Source organism: Brucella sp. MAB-22 (assembly GCF_025908475.1).
GTDB classification, from domain to species: Bacteria; Pseudomonadota; Alphaproteobacteria; order Rhizobiales; family Rhizobiaceae; genus Brucella; species Brucella anthropi.
In genome coordinates, this window is sequence record NZ_CP109782.1 from 360,321 (window position 1) to 382,419 (window position 22,099).

Consider the following 22,099-nt stretch of genomic DNA (forward strand, 5'->3'; position numbering starts at 1 on the left):
TGTTTAGTGGATTTGAAACCAAAGGAAACTATGAAATGCTGGCTTGATTGGTTCTGCCAATAGATTGCTAGGCGCGTGCTTTCTCCCAAATAGGTCAACGATGTCTGTTTCGATTATCATCAAAACTTTGAACGAAGAAAAGCGCATCGCCGAGGCTGTAGAGAGCGCTCTGAAGGCTTTGCCTGGCGGAAAAGTGGAAGTAATCGTAGCAGATAGCGGGTCCACGGATCGCACAATAGAGATAGCACAGTCTTATCCGATCAAGATTGTGCAGATCGAGCCTCCCGCGCGGGCCAGCTGCGGTCTCGGTCCACAACTGGGCTTTCAGTATTCGACGCAGCCCTATATCTGCCTGATCGATGGCGACATGACAATCGAGCCAGATTTTCTGCCGGCAGCTCTTGATTATCTCGACAAGCACCCGGATGTCGGTGGCGTGACCGGCCATGTCGTGGACCAGATTCTGGAAAGTCTGGAGTTCCAGCGTCGTGCGAAGCGGCATTCGCCGGAAGCGCGAACAGGTGACATCGACCGTATGAATGGCGGTGGACTTTACAGGCGCAGCGCGATCGAGCAGGCGGGATATTTTTCCGATCGCAATCTTCATGGCCATGAAGAGTTTGATGCGGGTGTTCGGCTGCGTAGTAAAGGCTGGAAACTCTATCGTCTGGATCGCCCTTTTGTGCAGCATTTTGGCTATACCATGAATGCCTATAAGCTTCTGGTTCGCCGGTGGAAAAGCAAATATCTGCGTGGAACCGGCGAGGTTTTGCGTGCTGCAATGGGGCAGGCACACCAGAAGAATTTGTTCCGTGAACTGCCGGAATTACGGCTTTGGGGCGCGGTTTATCTATGGTGGCTGGTGATCTTGGCGGCTCTCGTTTTCGTGCCGGGATGGCCGCTGGCAATTCTGGCGGCAGCCGTGATTGCGGCGATCCCGTTCGCGGCAATGTCCATTCGTTCGCGTAGTATCGAGCTTGGCGTCTACGCGGTGGTAGCATGGATATTTCATGCAGCTGCACTACCGCTTGGCTTTTTTCAGCCGCGCCGCAAACCAACCGACTGGATCGAAAGTAAGGTTATAAGGGAGCCTTGATGAAAATCCTGCGACTGGCCATATCCGTTTCACTTATAGGCCTCGCGATGTCCAACGCTGGTGCTGAGGAATGGCTTCCGGTCACAGAAAACAATCTCGAAATTTCCGATGGAAGCCCGCTCGATTTTTCGGGGTTTCTGACAAACATCCCGATTGAAGAGAAAAATCGTTTGATCGCAAATGCCGCCGGGCGTTTCGCAACAGCCGATAAGCCTGACCAAACGATGCGGCTGCAGTGTGCCGCGATTGCCTGGGGGCCACCCTCATCTGGCGTGGTAGATCATGCCTTCATTGATCGATATGTGCGACAGCTTCGCCTGCACGGCTACAATATAGCTCGACTTCATTTTGTTGATGCCGACTTGATGCTTGGACAGGAGCGCGATTTCGATTTTCGTCCGGAAGCTCTCGACCGGATGCGTTACCTGATGGCGGCGCTCAAACGCGAAGGCATTTACTGGATCATCGACGGGCTTACCTCCGAAAGCGGCGCTTTGGGCGGGAAGGACACTGATCGTTGGGGACTTGAAGGCAATCTGAAACGCCGAACCTATGTGGACGATGCAGCATTTGATCACTGGCTGCGCTTCCAGAAAGAAGTCTACGCCACGATCAATCCTTATACAGGCCTCACACCTCTAGAAGACCCCGCACTCGCCCTCATCATTCCGTTCAATGAAAATGGTATCGAATTCACAAGCTTTGTGCACGAGCATGACGACGGGACCACATTTTGGCCCGGCTATCGTCCCGCGTTCAATGCATTTCTGAAAAAGCGCTATGCGAATACCGCTGCCTTGTCACGAGCATGGGGTGGTTTGGCTCCCAACGAAAATCTGGAGCAACAAACCATCCAATTGCCTGAAAGCCGTAGCGGCGGCGGGAGACGGCTTCGGGATTTTCAGGCTTTCCTCGTTGAAAGTGAACGTTTACTGGCGCAACGGATGGAACAAGGCCTACGCGGTCTTGGCTATCGCGGTCTTGTCGCCCCCTATAACAACTGGTTCACCGTCCAGACGGCTCTTTCAAGACAGAGCCAGAAAGCGTTGGTTGCCAATACCTATCATGACTGGATCGGAACCCTCAGCCCAGGAACGGAAATCAAGCACACGAGTTCGATTGCCGACGCTGCTTCCTATGTCAGTGAAATCGCTGTCGGGCGCTGGCTCGGGCGGCCTTTTCTTGTGACCGAGTACGAGCATCTGTTCTGGAACCGCTATCGATATGAAGCGGGTTTGGTGTTTCCGGCCTATGCCGCATTGCAGGGCTGGGACGGTATCTGTCGCCATGGGCAGGGGCCGCTAACGCTTGCATTTGATGAGGCCGCGCCATTCCGCCAACGTATCGTTCCCTACACTTTTGCCGTCGATCCTGTCGCGCGTGCGGGCGAAACGCTGGCGTCACTCCTGTTTCGTCGAGGCGACATTGAAACTGCAGATTTCAATCTACCGTTCATGATGCAGGGTGAGGCGAGCCTTGGTGAATCGCTTGAGTTTCGAGAATCGGCGCGACTGAAACCGCTGGCACTTGTTGGCGGGATCGGTCTTGCCACGAAAGAACTGGCCTGGCCGCAAGGCCTACAAAAAAAAGTCGCGGTCGATTATCGAAATGTATCACTCGATAACGTGTTGCAGCGTCTGAAAACGGCGGGTCTCCTTGCAGATGACAACGCGACCAATCCCTCGCAAGGCCTGTTTGAAAGCGCCACTGGTCAAATCCGGCTCGACCGTAACAAGCTGCGGATGCAGGTTGTCACGCCTAAGACCGAGGCCATTGCCTTTGCTGAACTGAAAGACCGCCTGACTTTGCGTGAGCTATCCCTCGGCAATGCCGAGGAGAGGGGCTTGTTTGCTGTTTCGGCTATTGATGAGAAGCCATTGAAGGACAGTGAAAAGCTGCTGATAATTTTCGCCAGTGATGCCCGTAATACCGACATGCGCTTCCGCGACAAGGCGGAGAAAATCATAGAGGATTGGGGACGGTTGCCAGTCACTCTGCTGCGTAACCGGGTGGATGTGACACTGGCAGGAAATACTGTTTCATGGACACTCTCGCCAGTCGGTCTTGATGGGAAGATTCATGACAAGATAGCTGTCGGGTCTGGCCCCATTGCCTTCCGGCTGGACAATGGAGCTGGCAAAGCAGGGCCGACGACGTTCTTCTTGCTGGAACGGAAGCTTGCAGCTCAATAGAAATCCGTCGACAGCCTGCTCCAGCTTTCGCCAGCGAGCCCGCCAATAAAGATATCATTACGCTGAACGGCGTTCAGCATATCCGCGTTTGCTGTGGCTACACAAACGTTGGCTTTCAGACGAAAGAACATGATCGACTGTTGTGAGAGCGCATTGAGATAACGCGGATCGACCCGGCCTTGCGCTGCGACATGCCCTTCATCCTGCAGATGGAGCAGCATCGCATCGACGGCATGTTTTTCCATTCCGGCCTTGGCGAGGATGTTCAGAACTTCTGCAATGCCATTGGAGCGGACGTAGTAACAAAAAAAGCCGCTCGGACTGCCGGTGCGGTCGTTGATCGCACAAAAACGCAAGGTACCGGCAGCCTGATTGTCGGACGCCATCAGGAACAGCCAGTTGATGTCGCTTTCTGTCCAGGCTGGATGTGCCAAATAGCTTTGCAGGTAACCTGGAACAAGAGATATGGCTTCGTCTTGCGCAATTTCCTTCACATTCGCCCGGGGCTTGGCAGCTCTCATGATCGCAGGAATCGGAAAAAGCGGGTTGAGCATTCTGCCTACTGAGCTTGTTGCCCATCCGCCGAGGATTGGACGCCGTTCTGCAACGTAACTGGCCACATAGCTGGCAGCCCGGAATATGCGTGTCCATCCGAGTCCATGTGTGCCGAGTGTAATCCCCCCAATTGCTTCGGAATGTTTGAGGCTTACTGGCGCAGCACTGTCGGTGAAGTTGAGTATCTTTTCACTTGGACGCAAAGTGAGTGTCAATTCGGCGGCGCCGCGTGGCGACATTTCCGGTTTCATCATGAAAGCGCAAAGCAATCGCCCCATGATCGATTGACCATTGACCCTATAGGGAATGGGCAGAACCGAGATCGCGCTATCGATCTCACCGTGCTCGTCCTCATGGACCACGCTGCCAATTGCAGGGTCGTAGTAGGGGCTTTCAAAAAAGAACTTCTGAAAATACTGATCGAAAGTCTTGTTGCATGACTTTGAGTGTGGACGAAAAACTCGCTGGAACAGCGTGCGGACGGCAGGAATATCATCAATATGCATCGCGCGAACACGTCGCGACTTGATGTCATTTGCTGGTGTAGAGATGCGCGTCATCTAAGCCCCCGCCTGCTTGAAACCGCCTTTTTTCTCTTCTGCGTCACGACTCCGGCGAACGAGGTAGATAACGCATCCCCACGATGCCAACACAATACTGATTTCGATTACGTAAATAGCTGCGAAAGTTCCTGTGATTGGCGCATACCAGGTGGCCAGTGCCAGAAGCGGTGCACCAAGAATGTTGCCTGTGTTCAGGACCGCCGTGCGATAGCTGTGCTGGCTGGCTGCACCCAGAAGATCCACCGCTATCGACCATAGAGCAACAAACACCGTGATCCAGCAAAGCGTGCGGCAGAAGGAAACCAGCGTGTCGTATTCGCTGCCGAAGAGATAGGGCAGATAGGGCGCAATGATAAAGACGGCCAGCGATGTGAATATGCCGATTGCAATCGCGGCGCCGAGCAGGCGCATTGTAATCGGTAGCGCATGATGGATGCCGTTTGCGCTGGCGCGGGCCAGATGCGGGTAGACGAGACGGTTCATCGCCTCGACGGTCAATGTGCTGCTGTCGATGATGCGACGAGTGACGCCGTAGCTGCCAACAATGCTGGGAGTTACCAATGTTCCGAGAAGCAGAAGGTCGGCATTCTGGCGGACCGCCTTGAAGATGAACTGTGATGCGAACATCACTCCGAGCCGCAGTTCATCGCGCACGATTGTGTATTGCGGAAGACCGAGTCTGCGCAGGAACAAGGCATAAACCACGGCGACCAGCACATGAACCCCGAACTGCCAATAAGCCCATCCGACAACAGTGGATACGCCAAACACAAGGCAGGCGATTGTCGCGCCAATGGTGCGGGCAATGGCAAATCCGACGACGGAGAGATTGGCCGATACGAAGTCAGTATGCGCAATGTAAATTTGCTCGACCAGCAGGATAAGGCGCACCAACACAATATTGGTGACAAGTAGCAGAAAAAGCCCAAACAGGTTGTTTGTAAATTCTGGAGAGCCACTCAGCCAGAACGGCAATATCACCATTCCGGCGGCGACGAGGACAACGCCTGTAACTGCGATCAAAATGAGATTGTGGCCAAGCATTGCCGGATAGATCGCTCGATCCTGCGCCACGCGACGTACGAGGCATTCCGCTCCGCCCAGGCCGCAAATGAAGGTGGCGATGCTGGTAACGGCCATCACCGTCACGAACAAACCGAACTCGTGAGAGCCAAGATAGCGTGCCAGAATAGCGAATGTAAAAAGCTGTGCGATGTTTGCCGCAAAAAGGCTGCCGCTAGAAGCTGCGTAGGACAGTAATGTCGACCAATGGCGTTTCAAATTTTCATACCGAGTTTTCGGGCCGCTATGGCTCAGCGTGCTTCTGGAGGATCAAAGGCGCGCTTGGAACTTCAAGATAAGGTTATGACAGCGAAGAGGCTTCTTTTTCGTAAAGCTTCTGATGATGAGGCATATGCACTGTTTTCTCTTAGTCCCGAAGAACATGAGGTGCCAAGCATGTCGACCGAAATTTATCACAAACTGCAGGACTAAATGACCGTCATTTGCATTTTGGTGACACTCGTGCAGATGATTGCCTTTCATTAACCGAATTTTTTAATCTTTAAGTCTAAGGAAAATAGTAGCGCCATGTTTGCGCTATTGAGTGAACCTTAGGGACGACTAATGTACACCTTGCGCGACCTCGCTTCGAAAGCACGGGTAACAGAGACTGCCAGTGAAAATCTGGAATCCGTCGATGACCGGCTGCGTGCAGTCAGACGCGAGACGTATGTTGTCCGTGAAGAAGAAAAGGTTACTGAAACCATTGCGCCTGCAAACAAGGGACTGATGCTGCCGGAACTCGACCTGTTCGAGGCGCTCGCCTGGATGCGTGCCCGGTGGATTTTGATCGCAGCGCTCGCAATAATAGGTGGTTTGGCGGGTCTCGCCTACGGCATGACGGCAAAGCCTCGTTATACAGCCTATACGGATTTGCTGGTTCCGCCGTCTGGACTCCAGTTGTTGCCCAACGATGTTTATGCCCAGAGCCTGCAGGCTGACAGCCAGATTCTCGACATCGAAAGCAAAATGCGCATCTTGACTTCCGGCAACGTACTCCGGCGGGTCGTGACGGACTTGAAGCTGAATGAGGATGAGGAGTTTGTGCCTCCTCCGCCAGCGTTCGATGTTAGGGCTATGCTTGGCCTCAGCAAACCGGCGGGTCCGAAAGATGATACACTGACTGCTGTACGTGCACTGTCGCAGCGGATCAACGTTACGCGTCCTGAACGATCCTATCTGGTTACGATTGCGGTCTGGACGGAAAATCCCGAAAAATCGGTAAAGGTCGCAGATTCTCTGGCGAACGCCTTCCAGGAGGAAGTTGCGCAAGCAGATGCTGATGGCGCAGGACGTGCTGCCGCTGCCCTATCCGAACGTCTGTCCTCTCTGCAGAAGGCGGCAACTGAGGCGGAAGAAAAAGTCTCGGCGTTTCGCCGGGCGCACGGCCTGCAAACATCAGGTGGCGAACTCGTCAGCACCCAGTCGATGACGCAGATCAATTCTAAATTGGTCGATGCCAAAGCGCGCGTTGCCGATGCAAGCACCCGCTATCAGGAGCTGACAAAGGATACCGGCAGCGCCGTTAGTCCGGCAAGCACCTTGCAATCGCCCACGATGACGAATCTGCGTGGACAATATGCGTCGCTGAAACAGCGCTACGATGCTCTCGCCATGACCTACGGTCCGCGATATCCGGAACTGATGAATACGGAACGCCAGCTTGCCGGTCTGGAACAGCAGCTGGCGCAGGAACGGGCGCGTATCCTGCAATCGGCCAAGGTTGACCTCGATCAGGCAAATGCCGTTGTAGCGGCTCTCAACGCACAGGCAGCTTCAGCACGTTCGGCTGTTGCGCTCGACAATGACGCGCAAGTCCAGCTGTCGGACCTCGAACGCGACATGGCCGCCAAGGTCTCTATCTACAACACGTTCCTGACCCGCTCATCGGAGACGAGCCAGCGCCAGCAACTCGATGCGACCAATATCCGGATCATTTCGACTGCCATTCCTCCGATTGGTCGCAGCTGGCCACCCAAGACCGTCGTGCTTGGTGCTGGGGGTGGCATTGCCGGGATGGGCCTTGGTGTGGTTCTCGCGCTCAGTTTGGGCTATCTTGGTGCATGGCGTCGAAACCGTGAGGGTCTGGTCTGACTTGGCTGAACTATCGGTTCATTACCGTGAGGAGATACAACCGCGAGTCTCGTCAGCTATCGGGGCCGCTCTCTTTCTCTGCATGTTCTTATTCATCTGGATAGGCACCAATCCCTATCCGGATCTTGGTGCCGTGACCGGCGTCACAGCCAAAGCTGCAGATTCCAGCTCGCTCAACCAGCTGGTCACCTTGTTTCTGACGGGCAGCTTTCTGGTTTGCGCGCTGAGCAGCTCCATGCGCAGTGCCATTCTGCAACCGCGCGTTCTGATTGGCCTGGTTTTCTTCTGGCTCTTTATGACGGCCCTTTTGTCGGCTCACCCGATGATCGCCAGCAAGAAAGTGGTCTTGTCTATCCTGACCGCGTTGAATGCGAGCATCTTTCTCATGTTGCCGCAATCCGAACGCCAGATGGCACGGTTGCTGGCAGCCGGTTCATTGATAACACTGGCGTTTGCCTATTTCGGCGTAATCTTTATGCCGCAACGGGCTATTCATCAGGGTACTGAAGTTATTGAACCTATGCTGGCCGGTGCATGGCGCGGCCACTATCCACACAAGAATGCCGCCGCCGCCTCTCTGGTGCTGATGAGCTTTTTCGGCCTCTATATCTGGAAAACCGGCTTGCCGAAGACGGGTATGCTTATCGTCGCCCTTTGCGTGTTCTTTGTTCTTAACACGGGCGGCAAGACATCGACGGCCATGTTGCCGTTTATCGTCGTGATGTCGCTGGTGTTTGTGCGACTGAAATGGACACGTGTTTTCATTGCTATCGGCGGGATCGCTGCTTTCAATATTATTGCTGTCGGGGCGGCCGTTTTCGATCCCTTGCGCGAGCTTGTCCAAAGCCTGGGCGTTGACGCCAGCTTTACAAATCGATCTGACATCTGGAAACTCGCATTCGCCGCAATCTCGGCAAAGCCGATTTTCGGCTACGGTCTGGACTCATTCTGGAAAACGCCGGAAATGGTCTATGCAGGTGGCGGTGGCGCAAGCTGGGCCGTTGCAGCCTTCAATGCACATAATTCTTTTCTGGATATGATGATCAATGCTGGGATTATTGGTTTAATTCTGACGCTTATCTGGATAATGGTCTTACCGCTTCGGTATATTAAGGAAGCGGAAAGCACAGATAACGACCCTATATTAACGCTCCTCTATATTCGCCTTTGGCTTTACGGATTATATATGTCTTGTATGGAGAGCACGTTCTTTCAGAACGGTGGGGCGGTGTGGTTCTGCATTATGGTTGCTGTCTTCGGATTGCGCTTGCAGGCAAAGGCAAAGCTCGTCTGAAACAGCTTTTGGGGGCTGGGGCAATGATGGAAATGGATAGTCTCGACAAGGCGCGCAGCCGTCTGGAATGGTATGCTATACGGCTGAACGACAGCATCAGCCGTCGGTTTCCATTGCGCCCATTCTGCCTGCCGAAGAATGAACGGATCATCACTTTCACATTTGACGATGTGCCTGATACGGCTGAAAGCGCCGGGGCTGCCATTCTCGACAAGCATGGGGTTCATGGCACTTTCTATATTGCAGGCAACCTGGTTGGTACGAAAGAAGCCAAAAGGAACCTGATCACACAGGAAGGCTGCCGGAAACTGGTCGAGCGCGGGCATGAATTGGGTTGCCATACCTATGATCATCTCAAGGTTCCTTATGTCGGGGCGCAGAACATAGTGGCCGATTTAGATCGCAACACCGCCTATCTCGATGTGTTCGAGCCTGATCGTGTCGAGGCGCGCAATTTCGCTTATCCCTACTGCGCATCTTCCATGATGTCGCGGCGGCTCTTTGCTGATCGTTTCTCTACGTGCCGCGGAGGTGGCAACCGCATCAATCGCGGCATGATCGACCTTGCCTTTCTGCAGGCGGTGGAGATCAGGCAGCCTGACGATGACGCTGCGCGCCAGACTCGCTGGATCGATGATCTGAATGCAAATCCCGGCTGGCTTGTCTTCTATACGCATGATGTCAGCGATACGCCGACCGAGTTCGGGTGCAAGCCTGAAACCTTTGAGCGCCTCGTATCTCATGCGGTGAAAAGCGGGGCGGCTGTTCTTTCTGTCCGCGAAGCATTGGCGCGCCTTGGTGCTCAACGAGGTGCTGCTTGACGCATTTAAATGATAAAGAACATCGCCTGTTGGCGATCAACAATTACTTTTATCGGCGCGGTGGCGCCGAAACTGTTTTTCTCGACCACATCAAACTATTTTCTGAAATCGGCTGGCAAACGGCACCTTTTGCCATGCAGCATCCGGATAATTTCCCATCCGACTGGTCTTCCTATTTCGTCTCGGAAATTGAGTATGGCCGGGAAAGCAGCCCGCTCACAAAGTTCGTGCAAGCGGGCAAGATCATCTATTCATGGGAAGCGCGCGACCGGATCAAGGCGCTGATCGAACGTTTTCGTCCGAATGTCGCGCATGCACATAATATCTATCATCATTTGTCACCGTCGATTTTCCCGGTTCTGAAGGACGCGGGTATCCCGACGGTCATGACAGCCCACGACCTGAAGCTGGCCTGTCCGGCCTATAAAATGCTGTCACACAACCAGATTTGCGAGCGCTGCAAGGGCGGGCGCATTTATAATGTGGCGCTTCATAAATGCATCAAGGATTCCACGGCGCTGAGCGGGCTGGTTTTCGTTGAAACAGCCATTCATCGCATGCTTGGTCTTTACCGCAATACGCTTGACCGCATCGTTGTGCCGAGCCGCTTCTATATTGCCAAGCTTGCCGAATGGGGCTGGCCTGAAGAAAAGCTGGTCTATATTCCCAACTTCGCCCATACGGACGATCTGAAACCTTACGCAGATGAGAGCGATTACTTCGCCTATGTCGGAAGACTGGCGCCGGAAAAGGGGATCGGTACCCTCATTCGTGCAGCGGCGATTGCGAGGCAGAAACTTGTTATTGCAGGCACCGGGCCTGAAGAACAATCACTGAAAGCGATTGCCACTGAGGCGGGCGGCGATGTCACATTCGCAGGCTATGTCTCGGGTGAACGACTGCATAGGCTGATCGGAGAAGCAAAGGCGCTCGTTCTTCCGTCTGAATGGTATGAAAATGCCCCGATCAGTATTCTGGAAGCCTATGCGCTTGGGGTGCCGGTGATTGGCGCAGACATTGGTGGAATTCCCGAAATGATCATCGAAGGTGAGACCGGAATGGTTTCCCGTGCAGGCGATATCGATGATCTCGCCCGGGTTCTTGGCGAGTTTGCGGGATTATCTCTGCAGGCGCGGCGCAAGATGGGGAATGTAGGCCGGGTCTGGGCCGGTAATGAATTCTCGCCACAGGCATACAGAAATCGCACGCTGGAACTTTATGCCGAGTTAGGGGCGCTTTGATGGTCCGAAACGACAGACGACCTCGCGTCATGATGCTGGGTCTACGCGGTGTTCCAAACGTACAAGGCGGAGTGGAAAAACATGTCGAGGAGCTCGCCCGGCTCTATGTGACAAAGGGCTGGGATGTCGAGGTCATCGGACGTCGCCCATACCTTGAAAAGAAACAGCCTTATGTATGGGAGGGTGTGCGGGTAGCGCCGATCTGGGCACCGACTTCCATGAAATTCGAGGCGATTGTCCATACGGTTCTGGGCGTGCTGCGGGCAGGGTTCAAACGTCCGGATGTTCTGCACATTCACGCAATCGGTCCGGCTCTGGCTGTTCCGCTGGCGCGTCTGCTGGGGTTGCGCACGGTCGTGACGCACCACGGATTTGACTATAATCGTCAGAAGTGGGGGCGTCTCGCGCGCACGATGCTGAAGCTTGGCGAATGGTGCGGGATGCGTTTTGCAAATGCACGTATTGCAGTGTCCAACGACATCGCGCAAACCATGCAACAGCATTACCGCGTGCCGATCACATTTATCCCGAACGGCGTCACGCTGCGTCCAGCCTGCCGAGACAAGACGTGGTTGGAGAAGCACGGCCTGTTACCGGAGCGGTATATCGCTCTTGTGGCACGGATCGTTCCAGAGAAACGTCAACTCGATCTCATCGAGGCTTTTGCAAAACTTTCCGATCCTTCCTTGAAACTGGCTCTGATTGGTTCGGCGGAATATACCGCCGAATATGCTGGGGCCGTCCGCGCAAGGGCTGATGCTGTGCCAGGTGTCGTGCTGACGGGCGCACTTCAGGGAGAAGAGCTGTCAGCCTTGTTCAGTCAGGCGGCATTGTTCGTTCTGCCATCCAGCCACGAGGGCATGCCGATCGCTCTGCTGGAGGCGATGGGGTATGGCTTGAACGTACTCGCAAGCGATATTACTGCCAATGTCGAAGTGGGGCTTTCAGAGGAGAGTTACTTTCCGCTTGGCAATGTCGATGCATTGAAGGATGCGCTGCGGCGGAAGATCGATAGCCCGTTGACCAGCAAGCAGTCGCAAGAAATGATCGACTGGATCGCGCGGGATTACAGCTGGAGCGGGATCGCTGACCGCACGCTGGAAGTTTACAAGTCCACTTTGAAATAGAACGCACCCCGAAAATTGTGGGGTGGCTTTCGGGACAAGGCGTGTGCGGACCAAAATAAAGGCCCCGGAAGCTTTCGCTCCGGGGCCCGATAATCTCATTCTCGTATTCGTCTTAACGAGCCCGACGGCGTTCCGCAGTCGGCTGGAAAGCCAGACGCGAATGATAGCTGCAATATGGGCTCGATTCACCGGATTCATGGCCGCAGAAATGAAAGTCTTCGTTCAGCGGGTCGCCAATCGGCCACTTACAGGTACGTTCGCTCAGCTGCAGCAGTGAGAGACGGCGCGAAATAGGCACCACCACATCTGAAGCCGGCTTGACCACTCTTTCCGCAACGACGTCTACGGCGTAGTCCATCTGAAGTGCAGTAGCGCCAACCGTCTTGGTGACCGTAGCCGTGCGCATCGTCGTCGTATGCACGCCGGTTGAATGTTGTGCTGCAGGACGTGGCGCTGCGGCAACCGTGTTGACCTTCTTGCTGCGTGGAGCAGCGGTCGTGGTTTTGCCACGGCCCGAAAGCTTCAAACGGTGCACTTTGCCGATCACTGCATTACGGCTCACGCCGCCAAGCTGTGCTGCGATCTGGCTTGCGCTCAAGCCTTCGCTCCACAGTTTCTTCAGTAGTTCGACGCGTTCGTCTGTCCAGTTCATCGCCCTGGGCTCCAATCATTTTCGTTATCCGGAATCCGCCAGTGTTCTCGGATTGCTCCAAGCGCAAACACCATATCTATCCGGGTGACTAGGTCCGCCGCACGAAATGTAGCTTTAATCTCTAAAAAGAAACTACAATATCCAACGACTCCATGACAAGGGATAGCCCTGTCAGGCAGATTCCATTTTTATGGTTTTCCCCAACTTGGGTGCCAAAGACGGTTTTTCTTTGATCCAGCGCCGAAATTTTGCACGCAATTGGTCCTGAACTGAAAACCCGGATTGTTTCAGGATGGAACATCGCGAACTTGCGAAGCGGATATGCCGTCTGGCAGCCTCAGCCGAGGAGAGGCCTTTCTCTATAGAGTGTGGACGCTCGCGTAAAGTCACCTTCGACCGGCGAATGTTACAAGAACGAGAAAATGCATGAACTCATGCCGAAAGATGGCCTGCAAACCTTGCTTGCTTTGATTGACATTTTTTTTGTGAACGCCAATATACGCGCGAGATAAATATGCCGCCCTGAGGGCGGTTTTTTATTTCTGCCGGAAGCTCAGGCGAGGAGCATGAGCTATCTGGGCCATTCCCTCATGTCTCATTATATTTTCGCGGCAGCTGGGATGGAATATTGGGCGCTTTTCGAAAGGTGGGAACCGTTTCGAGTGCCTGAGGACTGTTTATGGGAAACACAGCTTTGCCGGTGCGACCGTGCAAGCTGCAAAAAAGGCTTTGGAGGCCTGACGCTATGACCGACGCTACGACCGTGCAACCGCTTTACGACACCTATAATCGTGCGGCGCTGCGCTTCGAGCGAGGTGAGGGCATCTGGCTGATTACCGAAAGCGGCGAACGTTACCTCGACTTTGCTGCCGGCATTGCTGTGAACTCGCTTGGCCATTCGCATCCACATCTGGTGGAAACGCTGAAGACCCAGGCGGAAAAGCTGTGGCATCTGTCGAATGTCTACGAAATTCCGGCGCAGGAGAAGCTAGGACGGCGTCTTGTCGAGAGCACTTTCGCCGACAAGGTCTTCTTCACCAACTCCGGCGCTGAAGCCCTTGAATGCGCGATCAAGACCGCGCGCCGCTATCAATATGTAAGCGGTCACCCGGAACGCTACCGCATTGTGACCTTTGAAGGCGCCTTCCATGGCCGCACACTGGCCACGATTGCCGCTGGCGGTCAGGCCAAATATCTCGAAGGCTTTGGTCCGAAGGTCGACGGTTTTGATCAGGTTCCGTTCGGTGATGAAGCGGCATTGCGTGCCGCTATCACCGATGAGACTGCAGGGATCCTGCTTGAACCCGTGCAGGGCGAAGGCGGTTTGCGCGGTTTCCCTGAAGAATTCATGCGCATGCTGCGCCAGATCTGTGATGAAAAGGGTCTTCTGCTGATCCTCGACGAAGTGCAGACCGGCGTTGGCCGCACGGGCAAGCTGTTTGCGCATGAGTGGGCTGGTATCAAGCCGGACATCATGGCTGTGGCCAAGGGCATCGGCGGCGGTTTCCCGATGGGTGCTTGTCTCGCGACCGCAGAAGCGGCCAAGGGCATGACGGCTGGTGTTCACGGCACGACCTATGGCGGCAACCCGCTGGCCATGGCCGTCGGCAATGCCGTGCTCGATGTTGTTCTGGCTGACGGTTTCCTCGAAAGTGTTCAGGCAACCGCTCTGGTCATGAAACAGGGGCTTGCTTCCATCGTTGACCGCTACCCAAGTGTTGTTTCCGAAATCCGTGGCCGCGGCCTGCTGATCGGCATCAAGTGCGTTGTGCCGAATACCAGTCTCATTCAGGCCCTTCGTGACGAGCATTTCCTGAGCGTCGGCGCTGGCGACAATGTCGTTCGTCTACTTCCGCCGCTGGTTACGACGCCGGAAGAAGCGCGTGAAGCGCTGAAGCGCATTGAAACGGCGGTCGAACGGCTCGCAACTGCAAATCCGATCAGCAAGACGGCGTGATATCATGGCTAGCGATAACGGGATCAAACACTTTATCGACCTCTCTGCTGTTCCGGCATCGGAACTTCGCGCTATCATGGAAGACGCCAAGGCGCGCAAGGCGCGCCTGAAGGCGGGAGAAATCGAACGACCGTTCGCAGGCAAGGTGCTTGCGATGATCTTCGAAAAGCCTTCCACGCGCACGCGTGTGTCGTTCGATGTCGGCATGCGCCAGCTTGGCGGCGAGACGATCATGCTGACCGGTTCGGAAATGCAGCTCGGGCGCAGTGAAACCATCGCCGATACGGCGAAAGTTCTGTCGCGCTATGTTGATGCGATCATGATCCGCACCACATCGCATGAACGCATGCTGGAACTTGCCGAATATGCAACTGTTCCGGTTATCAATGCACTGACGGACGATACGCACCCTTGTCAAATCATGGCTGACGTTCTTACATATGAGGAACATCGCGGCCCGATCAAAGGCAAGACTTTTGCCTGGATGGGGGACGGTAACAACGTCCTCCACTCGCTGGTTGAAGCTGCGGCGCGTTTTGATTTCAACGTCAATATCGCAACGCCGGAAGGCAGTGAACCCAAGTCGCAATATGTCGATTGGGCAAAAGCGAATGGCGCGAGCATCATGTCTACCATCGATCCGGAAAGAGCGGCGAACGGCGCAGATTGCATCGTGACCGATACGTGGGTTTCGATGGGGCAGGAAGATCATGCCCGCGGCCACAACGTTTTCATGCCCTATCAGGTCAATGCGCGACTGATGGCAAAAGCTGATCCGAAGGCGCTTTTCATGCACTGCCTGCCTGCACATCGCGGCGAGGAAGTGACGGATGAAGTGATCGATGGACCACAATCGGTCGTATTCGATGAAGCGGAAAACAGGCTCCATGCCCAGAAAGCCATTCTGGCCTGGTGTCTGCAAAGCCGCGATCTGGGAGCATAATTTGGCTGACAAGACCAGCAATGAGCATACCGAAGTCGAGAACATCCAGGTCAATCTGGGCGATTTCGACTTCGCAGGCGATGACGCCGTTGTGCCCTTTCAGGTGGAAGGACTCGACGTGCGTGGTCGCGCGGTTCAGCTTGGCGCGAGTATCGACGGCATTCTGAAACGCCATAACTATCCGGAAGAAGTGGCCCGCCTGCTGGCGGAAGCGACGGTGCTGACCGTATTGCTTGGCACGTCGCTCAAATTTGAAGGCAAGTTCATCTTCCAGACGCAGTCCGACGGTCCCGTCGACATGCTGGTGGTCGACTTCCGCACGCCGCGTTCGGTGCGCGCCTATGCACGTTTCGACGAGGAACGGTTAAAGGAGGCGGTTGCCGCCCACAAGACGAAGCCCGAGGAACTGCTTGGACGGGGCACACTCGCCTTCACGGTGGATCAGGGCGCTTATACTCAGCGCTATCAGGGCATTGTTGCGCTTGATGGCTCGACGCTGGAAGAAATCGCCACGACCTATTTCCGTCAGTCGGAACAGATTCCGACTGATCTGAAACTGAGCGTTGCCAAGCTTGTCGAACGCGGTGCCGATGGTAAGCCAGTGGAACAGTGGCGTGCTGGCGGGCTGATCATTCAGTTCCTGCCGGAATCCGAACTGCGTGCACGCATCCCCGACCTGCCAGGCGGTGATGAGGATGAAGCCGAAGTCGCCTTTCATCCCGAAGACGACGCATGGGACGAAGCCCGTTCGCTGGTTGGAACGATCGAAAGTTCTGAACTGACGGACCCGCAGGTCGGCTCCGAGCGGCTGCTTTATCGTCTGTTCCATGAACGCGGCGTGCGCGTCTTCGACTCTGTGCCTGTGCTGGACGAGTGTTCGTGCTCGCGGGACAAAATTTCCGGTGTGCTGTCAGGTTTTACAGCCGAGGAAATTGCAGAGAGTGCGGACAACGGCAAGATTTCCGTGACCTGTGAGTTCTGCTCGAAACGCTATGAGTTCGATCCGGCGGAATTCGCGCCAAAGTCCTAGGCTTTATTACAGCTGAGAAAATGGCTTGTTACCACTGGTGGCGAGCCATTTTTTATGACCAACCTAATTTAAAGTTCGCCTTTGTTCCGGAATATCCAGCGAGAAAGCGGGTATATCGACTTCGAACAAACTGCCGCCGTTGCCCTGCATCTGATAGCGCCCGACCATGACGCCCGATGTAGTGGTCAACGGGCAGCCCGATGAGTATTGAAAAGAGTCGCCTGGTTCGAGTGTTGGTTGTTCGCCGACCACGCCCGGCCCGCGCACTTCCTCGACATACCCGTTCGCATCGGTAATCTGCCAGTAACGCGAACGAAGCTGTACGGTTTCCGTGGAGTTGTTGGCAATCGTTATACGATAGCCCCAGACATAACGGTTTTCTTCGGGCTCGGACTGGTCTTCCAAATAGAAAGGTTCGACCGAAACTTCGATCCCCCGCGTTACCGCTCTGTACATGCGCACCCGCCCTACATTCACATCGGCCTTGGCACCCTTGGGATCAGATGAAACCGGATCGCAAAGATGCTTTGCATTGAACGGTTTGCCGATTCTTTTCATGGGCACCGTTGTTCGCCCCACCTATCGCTAAAGTTGCGGGGGAGGTCAACAATTCGGCATGTCAAATGAACGGCATTTGCCGAAATGTTCCGGCAAATGCTCAGTTTTAGCCTTTGTTTGCAGCCTAAATGCCACAATATAGCTCTATGTGTTTGCTTAGCGTGCGGCCTTCAGCGCTTCTTCTACATCCTCGACGAGATCATCCGTATCTTCGAGGCCAACCGAGATACGCAGGAGACCGTCCGAGATAGCGAGTTCAGCTTTCGCCTCGTCGCTGAGGTTCTTGTGCGTCGTGGTTGCCGGGTGAGTAATCAGGCTTTTTGCGTCACCCAGATTGTTGGAGATGCTGAAAACCTGCAACGCGTTCTGGAACTTGAAGGCTGCTTCCTTGCCACCGTCAAGTTCCAAAGCAATGAGGGTCGAGCCGCCGGTCATCTGCTTGGCGATGATGTCGGCCTGCGGATGGTCTGCCCGTCCCGGATAGATCACGCGCTTCACGCCCGGCTTGTTTGCGAGGAAGTCGGCAACCGCAGTCGCCGATAGCGTCTGCTGGCGCACGCGAACGGCCAGTGTTTCAAGGCCTTTCAACATGATCCACGCGTTGAATGGGCTGAGCCCCGGACCGGTGTGACGGAAATAATCCTGCAGGGTGTTCTCAATCCATTCGCGGTCGGAGAGGACTACACCACCAAGGCAGCGTCCCTGACCATCGATATGCTTGGTCGCAGAGTAAACGACGATATGCGCGCCCAGCTCCAGGGGCTTCTGGAAAAGCGGTGTGGCAAAAACGTTGTCGACGATCAGTTTGGCGCCCGCTTCATTGGCGACCTGTGCAACGGCAGCAATGTCGATGATTTCGAGCGTCGGATTGGACGGACTTTCAAGGAACATGACCTTGGTGTTCGGGCGAACAGCTGCTTTCCAGTTTTCGATATCGGAGCCGTCGATAATCGAGATTTCGACGCCATATTTCGGCAAGATGGTCTCTACGATGTAGCGACAGGAGCCGAAAACGGCGCGGGCAGAAATCACGTGATCGCCCGCCTGCACCTGACACAGGATCGCAGCTGCGACCGCCGCCATGCCGGATGCGGTTGCACGAGCTTCTTCGGCGCCTTCCAGCGCGCACATGCGTTTTTCGAACATGTCGGTGGTCGGGTTGGCATAACGCGAATAGATGAAACCCGGATCCTCGCCCTTGAAGCGCGCTTCGGCGGCTTCGGCATTCGGATAGAGGAAGCCCTGTGTCAGGAACATTGCTTCTGACATTTCGGCAAATCCGGAACGCAACGATCCGGCATGCACGAGCTCAGTTGCAGGGCGAAACTTGCGGGTATTCTCAGTCGTCATTTTTCCAACCTGTCGAAAGCTGGTCGGCCGGGGCAGGATAGTCGAGCCTCGGCGGCCAATAAAAAACCGGCCTTGCGAACACGCAAAAGGCCGGTAACGAACCGCGGCCTTTTTTAGCGAATTCTTTAACGTGGCTGCAAGCCGGCCGGCCAAATCACCACGGAACACATTTTCATTATGCCTGTTGAGTAGAGCCGTCAATGCCGAAACCGCCCCTTTTCGGGAAAAGCGCATCCCGCATGCCGTGATAATGCTTGGATTCCTGCGGAAAACCCGGTTTCTAGCTGCTGGAAGGGTTGGCATTGACGCCGCGAGCAGTCAATGGTCTTTGTCAAGCAATGCTTACAGCATGTCTCCCGAAAGTGGGAACCGGTTTCGGGATAAAGACATGCGTGAAAACAAGAGATTAAAGCATGTCGCTTGAACACGATAAAGCACGACGTGCTTTAGGCTACGGAGTATCGGGGTAATGATGCAGAAAGATGCTGGAATTCTGGCGGATGCGGATATTTCCGCGCTGTTTGAAAGCGGTTTGCTGGCGTCTCCACGCCCTCTTGATCCCGATCAGATACAGCCTGCAAGCCTCGATCTGAGGCTTGGCGCAAAGGCCTATCGTGTCCGCGCCTCCTTCATGCCGGGGCCAGGCACACCGGTTATTGATAAGCTGGAACGACTGAAACTGCACGAGATCGACCTGACTGCGGGAGCAGTTCTGGAAACGGGTTGCGTTTATATTGTGCCGCTCCTTGAAGGTTTGGCGCTTTCGCCAGACCTTTCGGCATCGGCAAATCCAAAAAGTTCAACGGGTCGCCTCGATATCTTTACCCGCGTCATTGCTGACGGGGCACAGGAATTCGACAAGGTGCCTGCGGGATATAATGGCCCGCTTTATCTGGAAGTCAGCCCACGCACATTTCCGATCGTCGTGCGCACGGGTTCGCGCCTGTCGCAGATACGCTTCCGCAAGGGGCGGGCCCAGCTTGATGAAGCTGAACTCGCTGCTCTGCATAATGCCGAAACACTGGTTGCAGCCGAGATGCCGAATATTTCCGGCGGCGGCATCGCCCTTTCGGTTGATCTTTCGGGTGGTCCTGATCGGCTGATCGGCTATCGCGGCAAGCACCATACGGCTGTGGTCGATGTGGACAAGCGTGCGGCGCACGACGTTCTCGACTTTTGGGAACCGATCTATGATCGCGGCGCGCGCGAACTCGTGCTCGACCCGGATGAATTCTATATTCTCGTCTCACGCGAGGCCGTGCATGTTCCCCCGCTTTATGCGGCGGAAATGACGCCGTTTGATCCGCTGGTTGGCGAATTCCGAGTTCACTATGCAGGCTTCTTCGATCCGGGTTTCGGGCACAGCGCTGCGGGTGGAACCGGCAGCCGCGCCGTTCTGGAAGTTCGCAGCCATGAGGTTCCGTTCATTCTGGAGCACGGGCAGATCGTCGGGCGTCTGGTTTACGAACACATGCTGCACCGCCCATCTGCGCTTTACGGTGTCGACCTCGGCTCCAACTATCAAGCGCAGCAGTTGAAGCTTTCCAAGCATTTTCGTTGACTGTATTAGCCTCCTCCGAGCAGATATAGTTCTGGGTGGAGGAGACCGACCTAAGTGACAACTGGAATCGAACGGGATCAGGACGGGAAGCTTCAAGCGACAACGGATGCCCCGCAGCGCAGGCTATCGGTCGGCATTGTTGCGCTACCGGGCTTTACGCTGAGTGCGCTCAGCCTTTTCCTCGATCCTTTTCGCCTTGCTGCCGATGATCGCGACAAGAGCCGTCAGATACGCTGCGCATGGAAAATCTGCACGCTATCAGGAGACCCTGTAACTTCCAGCTCCGGCATGGTGATCGAGCCGACGGCCCCCATGGGAGAACTAGACGATTGTGATTATGTTGCCGTTGTCGGCGGGTTGCTTGCACAGTATCGGCCAAGGCAGCAGGCACTGATCGATATCATCAAGCGTGCGGACCGGCGCGGCAAGACCGTAGTTGGTCTTTGTACTGCCGCCTTTCTGCTGGCGGAGGCCGATCTTCTGCCGGACCGCAATTGCTGCGTCAGCTGGTTCCATCGTGACGATTTTCTGGAGCTTTTCGACGGTTATACAGCCGATACGACCAGCCTGTTTCACCGCAGCGGAAGACATTTCACCTGTGCTGGCGGGCTTGGTACGGCGTCGCTGGCGCTTTCAATCATACAGAACGAGATTTCCGAGGAATTGGCGCGCAAGAGCGCATCCATCCTCATGATCCCTTATGAGCTTGTACGTTCCGAACAACCCGCTCTGAGTTTCAACGGTGTACGCTCGCCGATAATCCGCAAGGCGATCCGTATTTTTGAGGAAACGCTGGAAGACCCGGTGCCGATGATCGATGTCGCGCGACGATTGGGAATTTCTGTCCGCCAGATGGAGCGTGGTTTCAAACTTGCCCTTGAGCGAACGGCATTCGAGGTTCGCGAAGAACTTCGGGTTAAAAAGGCCAAGGAACTTTTATCCGAAACAGGTCTGTCCCTGCTGGAAGTGGCTGTTGCAAGCGGTTTCACCGATACGCGCAGCATGAACCGTTCATTTTCGCGGCAAAAACAGAAAGCTCCGCGAGATTACCGCAAACAGCGATAAGCGAGTGTGGAACTTGCGAAGGCTGCACGGACAGCCTATTTCTTGCGCGATGAATCTGTCGCTTTGACCAATAACCACTCAGGAGATTTGCATGTCGGATGGTGTGAACCGTTTTCTTGGCGATACCCCCGCCCGTGTCCTGATCAAGCTGGTGCTGATCTCGCTGGTCGTCGGCGTGGTCATGAGCGCGTTTCACTGGACGCCTTATGATATTTTCTATGGCATTCGCGATTTCTTCCTGCGCCTGTGGAATATGGGCTTTTCGGCAATCTCAGGTTTTGTCGATTATCTGATCCTTGGGGCGGCTGTCGTCATTCCTGCCTTTATTTTGCTCCGTATCCTCAGCTACCGGAAATGAACTCAATTCGGTAATTGGATAGCTCAGACAGGCAATGCAGCAAAAACAAGGATTAACACTTAACCGGCGCGGCTTTCTGGTCCTCGCCGGTGGGGCGCTGGCGGTGTCGGTCGTGCCATTGAACATGGCGCTGGCTGCCGGAGACAATGATCCCACCCCGATTTTCAACGCTATTCGCAAGGCAAATGGTCTGCCTTTGATGGCGACCGATTCCAAGCTCGAGCAAGCCGCGCTTTATCAAGCAAGGCGTATGGCGAGTTACGGAAAGATCGGCCACAGCGTCGGTTGGGGCAATGGCTTCGTCGCGCGACTGCGCCAGGCGGGTATCCGCGGACCAGCGGCCGAAAACGTGGCCTCGGGACAGCGTGATACCCAAGCCGTCTTCGACGCATGGATGAAATCGCCGGGCCATCGCAAGAACATGCTCGATCCGACATTCGAGCATTATGGCCTTGCCTGGGCTACGCCTGAAAACAAACCCACTTACATATATTGGGCCATGATGCTGGGTCTTTAACATTGTTGTTTCTCCTGACAGTTCGCTGTCAGGAACTGCGACAATGCGGTGGCCGAATTATCT

At 54.9% G+C, this 22,099-nt stretch carries 19 protein-coding genes and 1 riboswitch; of the genes, 14 read left to right on the forward strand and 5 right to left on the reverse strand.

Annotated features, from left to right (window positions below):
- Window positions 1-100 precede the first annotated feature (100 nt).
- A complete protein-coding gene (locus tag OHI65_RS11200) occupies window positions 101-1,096 on the forward strand; it encodes a glycosyltransferase (RefSeq protein WP_012090696.1) in 996 nt (331 codons plus the stop codon).
- Window positions 1,096-3,288 carry a glycoside hydrolase gene (locus OHI65_RS11205; RefSeq protein ID WP_264358862.1) on the forward strand — a complete coding sequence of 731 codons (2,193 nt, stop codon included), beginning with the start codon at window positions 1,096-1,098 and terminating at the stop codon, window positions 3,286-3,288. The genes OHI65_RS11200 and OHI65_RS11205 overlap by 1 nt, the downstream gene beginning before the upstream one ends.
- Here the strand turns inward: OHI65_RS11205 and OHI65_RS11210 are convergent.
- Together OHI65_RS11210 and OHI65_RS11215 are read right to left on the reverse strand one after the other, a co-directional pair.
- Window positions 3,282-4,403: a hypothetical protein gene (locus OHI65_RS11210; protein ID WP_010658207.1), complete on the reverse strand. Its 1,122-nt coding sequence runs from the start codon at window positions 4,401-4,403 to the stop codon at window positions 3,282-3,284. The two genes, OHI65_RS11205 and OHI65_RS11210, sit on opposite strands and share 7 nt — an antisense overlap.
- The gene (locus tag OHI65_RS11215; protein WP_010658208.1) at window positions 4,404-5,687 is read right to left on the reverse strand and encodes a lipopolysaccharide biosynthesis protein; all 1,284 of its coding nucleotides are present in this window, start codon (window positions 5,685-5,687) and stop codon (window positions 4,404-4,406) included. It lies immediately after the preceding gene.
- 345 nt (window positions 5,688-6,032) lie between these two features.
- On the opposite strand from OHI65_RS11215, the gene OHI65_RS11220 reads away from it, so the two are divergent.
- From OHI65_RS11220 to OHI65_RS11240, 5 genes are read left to right on the forward strand one after another with little or no spacing between them, the layout of a single operon-like run.
- Window positions 6,033-7,562, forward strand: a complete 1,530-nt coding sequence (locus OHI65_RS11220; protein WP_264358863.1) for a GumC family protein — start codon at window positions 6,033-6,035, stop codon at window positions 7,560-7,562.
- Entirely contained in the window at window positions 7,495-8,856 is a 1,362-nt protein-coding gene (locus tag OHI65_RS11225) for an O-antigen ligase family protein (protein ID WP_231771312.1), read from the forward strand. Before OHI65_RS11220 ends, OHI65_RS11225 begins: the two co-directional genes overlap by 68 nt.
- Before the next feature lie 23 nt (window positions 8,857-8,879).
- Complete coding sequence (locus tag OHI65_RS11230; RefSeq protein ID WP_010658211.1) at window positions 8,880-9,677, forward strand: polysaccharide deacetylase family protein; 798 nt, start codon at window positions 8,880-8,882, stop codon at window positions 9,675-9,677.
- Window positions 9,674-10,918 (forward strand): glycosyltransferase, encoded by a 1,245-nt coding sequence (locus tag OHI65_RS11235; protein WP_264358864.1) that lies wholly within the window; start codon window positions 9,674-9,676, stop codon window positions 10,916-10,918. The genes OHI65_RS11230 and OHI65_RS11235 overlap by 4 nt, the downstream gene beginning before the upstream one ends.
- Complete coding sequence (locus OHI65_RS11240) at window positions 10,918-12,045, forward strand: glycosyltransferase family 4 protein (RefSeq protein ID WP_264358865.1); 1,128 nt, start codon at window positions 10,918-10,920, stop codon at window positions 12,043-12,045. The genes OHI65_RS11235 and OHI65_RS11240 overlap by 1 nt, the downstream gene beginning before the upstream one ends.
- A 112-nt stretch (window positions 12,046-12,157) precedes the next feature.
- Here the strand turns inward: OHI65_RS11240 and OHI65_RS11245 are convergent, their stop codons facing one another.
- A complete protein-coding gene (locus OHI65_RS11245; protein WP_010658214.1) occupies window positions 12,158-12,697 on the reverse strand; it encodes a GcrA family cell cycle regulator in 540 nt (179 codons plus the stop codon).
- Window positions 12,698-13,442: 745 nt separating this feature from the next.
- On the opposite strand from OHI65_RS11245, the gene OHI65_RS11250 reads away from it, so the two are divergent.
- Genes OHI65_RS11250 through OHI65_RS11260 form a run of 3 tightly spaced genes read left to right on the forward strand, consistent with a single transcriptional unit; the run spans window position 13,443 to window position 16,627 of the window.
- Window positions 13,443-14,654, forward strand: coding sequence for an aspartate aminotransferase family protein (locus tag OHI65_RS11250; protein WP_264358866.1), 1,212 nt, complete (start codon window positions 13,443-13,445; stop codon window positions 14,652-14,654).
- A 4-nt stretch (window positions 14,655-14,658) separates the two neighbouring features.
- Complete coding sequence (gene argF / locus OHI65_RS11255) at window positions 14,659-15,597, forward strand: ornithine carbamoyltransferase (protein WP_010658216.1); 939 nt, start codon at window positions 14,659-14,661, stop codon at window positions 15,595-15,597.
- A gap of 1 nt (window position 15,598) precedes the next feature.
- A complete protein-coding gene (locus tag OHI65_RS11260; RefSeq protein ID WP_010658217.1) occupies window positions 15,599-16,627 on the forward strand; it encodes an Hsp33 family molecular chaperone in 1,029 nt (342 codons plus the stop codon).
- A gap of 63 nt (window positions 16,628-16,690) precedes the next feature.
- Here OHI65_RS11260 and apaG read toward each other — a convergent pair whose 3' ends face one another.
- On the reverse strand, window positions 16,691-17,083 hold the full coding sequence (gene apaG, locus OHI65_RS11265; RefSeq protein ID WP_010658218.1) for a Co2+/Mg2+ efflux protein ApaG: 393 nt from the start codon (window positions 17,081-17,083) through the stop codon (window positions 16,691-16,693).
- Between the two features lie 258 nt (window positions 17,084-17,341).
- On the reverse strand, window positions 17,342-18,535 hold the full coding sequence (locus OHI65_RS11270) for an O-succinylhomoserine sulfhydrylase (protein WP_010658219.1): 1,194 nt from the start codon (window positions 18,533-18,535) through the stop codon (window positions 17,342-17,344).
- A 91-nt stretch (window positions 18,536-18,626) separates the two neighbouring features.
- Window positions 18,627-18,706: riboswitch (SAM riboswitch) on the reverse strand.
- Between the two features lie 298 nt (window positions 18,707-19,004).
- Here OHI65_RS11270 and OHI65_RS11275 point away from each other — a divergent pair.
- From OHI65_RS11275 to OHI65_RS11290, 4 genes are all read left to right on the forward strand, one after another.
- Window positions 19,005-20,096: a 2'-deoxycytidine 5'-triphosphate deaminase gene (locus OHI65_RS11275; protein ID WP_264358867.1), complete on the forward strand. Its 1,092-nt coding sequence runs from the start codon at window positions 19,005-19,007 to the stop codon at window positions 20,094-20,096.
- A 54-nt stretch (window positions 20,097-20,150) separates the two neighbouring features.
- The gene (locus OHI65_RS11280) at window positions 20,151-21,161 is read left to right on the forward strand and encodes a GlxA family transcriptional regulator (RefSeq protein ID WP_264358868.1); all 1,011 of its coding nucleotides are present in this window, start codon (window positions 20,151-20,153) and stop codon (window positions 21,159-21,161) included.
- A gap of 91 nt (window positions 21,162-21,252) precedes the next feature.
- A complete protein-coding gene (locus OHI65_RS11285) occupies window positions 21,253-21,519 on the forward strand; it encodes a DUF6460 domain-containing protein (RefSeq protein ID WP_010658222.1) in 267 nt (88 codons plus the stop codon).
- Window positions 21,520-21,553: 34 nt separating this feature from the next.
- On the forward strand, window positions 21,554-22,036 hold the full coding sequence (locus tag OHI65_RS11290) for a CAP domain-containing protein (protein WP_010658223.1): 483 nt from the start codon (window positions 21,554-21,556) through the stop codon (window positions 22,034-22,036).
- Window positions 22,037-22,099: the final 63 nt, after the last annotated feature.

Excerpts from the sequence above, each read along its gene's own strand:
- OHI65_RS11250 (WP_264358866.1), top strand. The coding sequence starts at position 13,443 with ATGACCGACGCTACGACCGTGCAACCGCTTTACGACACCTATAATCGT.
- OHI65_RS11290 (WP_010658223.1), top strand. The coding sequence starts at position 21,554 with ATGCAGCAAAAACAAGGATTAACACTTAACCGGCGCGGCTTTCTGGTC.
- apaG (WP_010658218.1), bottom strand. The coding sequence starts at position 17,083 with ATGTACAGAGCGGTAACGCGGGGGATCGAAGTTTCGGTCGAACCTTTC.
- OHI65_RS11200 (WP_012090696.1), top strand. The coding sequence starts at position 101 with ATGTCTGTTTCGATTATCATCAAAACTTTGAACGAAGAAAAGCGCATC.
- OHI65_RS11210 (WP_010658207.1), bottom strand. The coding sequence starts at position 4,403 with ATGACGCGCATCTCTACACCAGCAAATGACATCAAGTCGCGACGTGTT.
- OHI65_RS11270 (WP_010658219.1), bottom strand. The coding sequence starts at position 18,535 with ATGACGACTGAGAATACCCGCAAGTTTCGCCCTGCAACTGAGCTCGTG.
- OHI65_RS11220 (WP_264358863.1), top strand. The coding sequence starts at position 6,033 with ATGTACACCTTGCGCGACCTCGCTTCGAAAGCACGGGTAACAGAGACT.
- OHI65_RS11275 (WP_264358867.1), top strand. The coding sequence starts at position 19,005 with ATGATGCAGAAAGATGCTGGAATTCTGGCGGATGCGGATATTTCCGCG.
- argF (WP_010658216.1), top strand. The coding sequence starts at position 14,659 with ATGGCTAGCGATAACGGGATCAAACACTTTATCGACCTCTCTGCTGTT.
- OHI65_RS11285 (WP_010658222.1), top strand. The coding sequence starts at position 21,253 with ATGTCGGATGGTGTGAACCGTTTTCTTGGCGATACCCCCGCCCGTGTC.
- OHI65_RS11230 (WP_010658211.1), top strand. The coding sequence starts at position 8,880 with ATGATGGAAATGGATAGTCTCGACAAGGCGCGCAGCCGTCTGGAATGG.
- OHI65_RS11205 (WP_264358862.1), top strand. The coding sequence starts at position 1,096 with ATGAAAATCCTGCGACTGGCCATATCCGTTTCACTTATAGGCCTCGCG.
- OHI65_RS11245 (WP_010658214.1), bottom strand. The coding sequence starts at position 12,697 with ATGAACTGGACAGACGAACGCGTCGAACTACTGAAGAAACTGTGGAGC.
- OHI65_RS11240 (WP_264358865.1), top strand. The coding sequence starts at position 10,918 with ATGGTCCGAAACGACAGACGACCTCGCGTCATGATGCTGGGTCTACGC.